General features: G+C 67.7%; 3 protein-coding genes and 1 tRNA gene. All 4 read right to left on the bottom strand.

The features are described from left to right. A partial coding sequence (locus tag BGO22_RS04175; RefSeq protein ID WP_286849193.1) for a SurA N-terminal domain-containing protein occupies positions 1-1,814 on the bottom strand: 1,814 nt, incomplete at its 3' end. 79 nt (positions 1,815-1,893) lie between these two features. Then, positions 1,894-1,969, bottom strand: a tRNA-Val gene (locus BGO22_RS04170). Between the two features lie 19 nt (positions 1,970-1,988). Then, positions 1,989-2,261 (bottom strand): HU family DNA-binding protein, encoded by a 273-nt coding sequence (locus tag BGO22_RS04165; RefSeq protein ID WP_070397700.1) that lies wholly within the window; start codon positions 2,259-2,261, stop codon positions 1,989-1,991. 272 nt (positions 2,262-2,533) lie between these two features. Then, the coding region (locus BGO22_RS04160; protein ID WP_286849188.1) for an isocitrate/isopropylmalate family dehydrogenase at positions 2,534-3,412 on the bottom strand (879 nt) is incomplete at its 5' end.

Below are 3,412 nucleotides of genomic sequence, written 5' to 3'. Positions count from 1 at the left end.
TGCGACACCTGCTGCACCTCCTGTCCCAGGCGCTGGGCGCTCACCTCGCCGCGCGGCAGCACCTGGCTGACCTGCACCACCGCATAGCCCTGCTCGCCCAGGTTCACGCCCGCCCAGGCCGGCAGGGCCTTGGGATCGGCGCTGAGGGCAGCGTCGAGCACGCGCGGATCCAGGTCGAGCGGAGCGTCGCGCGACACCGTGACCGAGGCACCCAGCGCGGCCGCATCGGCCCCGCCCTTCCAGGCCGCCAGCTGCTTCTCGCCTTCCTGCTTGGCCAGCTCGGTGGCGCGCTGCGCGACCAGTCGGGCGCGCACATCGTCGCGCACCTCGGCCAGGCTCAGGGTGCGCGCGGGGTGATATTCCACGATGCGCGCCGACACCAGCTGGTTGCTGCCAGTGTCGATGGCCTCGGTATTGCGCTTGCTGGCCGTGGACTCGGGCGCGAACAGGGCCTCGAGCAGGCGGCGGTTGCTCAGCACGCCCTGCGCGCCAGGGGCGGGCACGCGGTGCAGGCCCTTGGCGGTCTGGATCGTGAGGTTCAGGCGCTCCGCGGCGGGTTTGAGCGAATCGGACTGCTCGTAGACGAGGTTGGTGAAGCTGTCGGCCGACTCGGCGTAGCGCTGCTGGGCCTGCTGCTTGCGCAGCGCGGCCTCGATCTGCGGGCGCAGTTCCTCGAACGAGCGCTTGGGCGGCGCCTTGATGTCCGTGAGCTGGATGATGTGCAGGCCGAAATCGCTCTCGACCAGGTTCGAGATCTCACCCTTCTTGAGCGAGAACACGGCCTGCTCGAACGGCGGCACCATCGCGCCGCGGCCAAAGAAGTCGAGGTCGCCGCCGTTGGCGGCCGAGCCCGGGTCCTGCGAGTTGGCCTTGGCCAGTTCGGCGAACTTGGAGGGATCGGCCTTGACCTTGGCGAGCAGTTCCTCGGCCTTTTTGCGAATCTCCGCCTTCTGCTCGGGCGTGGCGCCCTGGGGCACGCTCAGCAGGATGTGGCTGGCGCGGCGCTCCTCGGCTCCGCTGAGTTGCGCGGCGTTCTGCTCGTAGTAGGCGCGCAGGTCGGCCTCGTTGAGCTTGACCGATTGCTCCAGCGCCGCGGCGTCGAGCACGAGGTACTCGATGTCGGCCTGCTCGGTGGCCTGGAACAGCGCCTGGTTCTGGTTGTAGAAGGCCTCGATGTCGGCGTCGCTCGGCGCCACGCGCGAGGCAAAGTCTTTGGCCGCGAAGGTCTTGACGCGCACCTGGCGTTTCTGGAAGAAGGCATCGAGCGACATCCGCGCCATCGCGCTGCCGGCGAAACCGCTGTCCTGCACGCTCTGCAGCACCTGGCGCTGCGACAGGTCGGCGCGCACGGAGGCCTCGAACATCTCGGGCGTCATGCCTTGGCGAGAAAGCAGCTGCCGGTAGGCCTCGACGTCGAGGCTGCCGTCGGGGCGGCGCATGGCGGCGATGGTGGGGTTGGACTGCAACTCGCGCGCGAGGCGCTGGTCGCTGGTGTAGAGGTTCAGCTTCTGCGCAGCGGCGGCCAGCACGCGCTCGCGCACCATGCGCTCCAGCGTGCCGTAGCGCGCCTCGTCGGAGTCGAGCATGGCGGGGTCGATCGTCGGCATCATCTCGCGCAAGCGCTGCGACTCCTGGCGGTGCGCCTGCTCCCACTCGTTGCGCTTGATGCTCTTGCCATCGACCGTGGCCACCGTTTCGCCACCCTCGCTGAAGCGGGTGTAGCCCTCGACCCCGAAGAGCACGAAGGAAGGAATGATCAGGATCAGCAGGAAGCCCATGAGGTACTTCTTGTGATCGCGAATGGAATCGAACATGCGAACGTCCTTGAGGTGGCGGGTCGAGTGCCGGATTCTGATGGACAACAAAAAAGGCGAACCCGGGTTCGCCTTTTTTTGGTGGGTGCTGACGGGGTCGAACCGCCGACCTACTCCGTGTAAGAGAGCCGCTCTACCGACTGAGCTAAGCACCCATGTACTTGAATGGCCAGGTCAGTTGACCGCATCCTTCAGTGCCTTGCCGGGGCGGAACTTCGGCACCTTGGCGGCCTTGATTTTAATCTCGGCGCCGGTGCGCGGGTTGCGGCCCTTGCGAGCGGGACGTTTGCTCACGCCGAACGAGCCGAAGCCCACCAGGGAAACGGTGCCGCCCTTCTTGAGCGTGGTGCGGATGGCGGCGATGGTGGAGTCGAGAGCACGCGTCGCAGCGGCCTTGGAGATGTCGGCGTGCTTGGCGATGTGTTCGACGAGTTCGGTTTTGTTCACGAAGAGCCCCTCTTGAAATGGATTGGGTGAAGCGTGTATTGGGCCGGGTGCGACGGCCGCCGCGGGGGCCGGCCGGTGTCTGCCCGGGAGCGCAGGCCCTGGCGGAAGTGCCGGAATCCATGCGCCGAACGATTAGACCCATGTGCCGCGGCGCGTGTCAACAAGACATCGGGCGCCGAGGCCCATGGGCCACACGAGCGGCGATTCTAGACGCAGATGCCCCACACAGGCCTCCCTTGCCTGGGGCATCGGCGCGTCGGCGAGATCAGCGGTCAGAGGAGCGCGGCGATCGCGCGGCCCACGTCGGCCGTACCCGCGCGCCCGCCCAGATCGGCCGTGCGCGGCGCACCACTCTTGGGCTCCAGCGTGGCCTCAATGGCGCGCAGCACGGCGTCGTGAGCCTCGCGGTAGCCCAGGAAGTCCAGCATCATCGCGCCGCACCAGATCTGTCCGATGGGGTTGGCCACCCCCAAGCCCGCGATGTCCGGCGCCGAGCCGTGCACCGGCTCGAACAGCGACGGCTGGGTGCGGTCGGGGTTGAGGTTGGCGCTGGGCGCGATGCCAATGGTGCCGGTGCAGGCCGGCCCCAGGTCCGACAGGATGTCTCCGAACAGGTTGCTGCCGACGACCACGTCGAAGAAGTCGGGCCGCTGCACGAAATGCGCGGTGAGGATGTCGATGTGGAACTTGTCCACCGTCACATCTGGATACTCTTTCGCCATTTCGGCCACGCGCTCGTCCCAGTACGGCATGGTGATGGCGATGCCATTGCTCTTGGTGGCGCTGGTCAGGTGCTTCTTGGGCCGCGAACGCGCCACCTCGAAGGCGTAGCGCAGCACGCGGTCGACGCCGTGGCGCGACATCACGGTTTCCTGCATCACGATCTCGCGCGGCGTGCCGGCGTACATGCGCCCGCCGATGCTGCTGTACTCGCCCTCGGTGTTCTCGCGCACGATGACCATGTCGATCTCGCCCGGCTGGCGCGGACTGCCGTCGCGCCGCACGACCGGCGCGACCACGCCGGGCATCAGGCGCGCGGGCCGCAGGTTGATGTATTGGTCGAACTCGCGGCGGAACAGCAGCAGCGAGCCCCACAGGGACACGTGGTCGGGCACCTTGGCGGGCCAGCCCACGGCACCGAAGTAGATGGC

Origin of the sequence: Hydrogenophaga sp. 70-12, assembly GCF_001897365.1 — a bacterium.
Taxonomy (GTDB): Bacteria; Pseudomonadota; Gammaproteobacteria; order Burkholderiales; family Burkholderiaceae_C; genus Hydrogenophaga; species Hydrogenophaga borbori.
This window is presented reverse-complemented; position numbering and strand designations above follow the sequence as displayed.